This is a genomic window from Longicatena sp. 210702-DFI.1.196 (genome assembly GCF_020563125.1).
Lineage (GTDB): Bacteria > Bacillota_I > Bacilli_A > Erysipelotrichales > Erysipelotrichaceae > Longicatena > Longicatena caecimuris.
The window spans coordinates 1-761 of sequence record NZ_JAJCPX010000091.1 but is presented as its reverse complement, the minus strand read 5'-3'; the positions used below and the strand labels follow the sequence as shown (position 1 = coordinate 761).

Below are 761 nucleotides of genomic sequence, written 5' to 3'. Positions count from 1 at the left end.
TAATGGAAAGGCCTTCGGGGAAGTGCTCACACTGAATGAAAAAAATAATTGGAGTGCTTCTTGGAAATATCTTCCAAAGTATGAATCAGGAAAAGAAATAAATTATTCTATTAAAGAAGTAACAATTTCTGATGGTTATACAAGTAAAACCGAGATTGATAAGAATGGTGATTTCATAATTACAAATACTCATGTGCCAGAATCTCCAATCACTCCTGAAAAACCAGATGAGCCAACAAAACCAAAAGATGAGTATACTCCATCTAATAATAAGGCACCACAAACAGGAGATTTTACAAATGTTTCACTATATTTGGTATTTGTTTCTACATCCATAATTGCCATGTCCTTAATTTTTGTTAAGAAAAGAAAATTAAAAATGAAATAAGATTACATAAAGACTTGAAATAACAATTAAGCATTTTCTGGGAGGCTGACAATATGAAAAAAATTAGCCTATGAAGCATTTAATGATTCATTTACAGCATATGGTATCCTCATTAATAAAAAGGTGTATATGCTTATTAATCAGCAGCATCAGCTTTTGCACAGGAAGCAGGAGTTTTAGAAAGTTACCTTATGGAATAATAAATAAGGGAGGTTGATGAAATTGGATTTTTCTTCGTTTAATTATAAACGTTAGAAAGAAAATGAATAGTAAAGATTGACATAAAAAACACACCTGAGCTTTTCTTCCTTAGGTGTGTTTTCATGTGTGGCGGGCATGCCACATATCTAGGGTGAAAATCCCTCGGGGCGTA

1 protein-coding gene is annotated in these 761 nt (G+C 32.5%); it reads left to right on the top strand.

Annotated features, from left to right (window positions below; genetic code table 11):
• Positions 1-388 (top strand): Cna B-type domain-containing protein (locus LI241_RS15495; protein ID WP_226897177.1); only part of this gene is annotated, 388 nt, incomplete at its 5' end.
• Between the last annotated feature and the right edge of the window lie 373 nt (positions 389-761).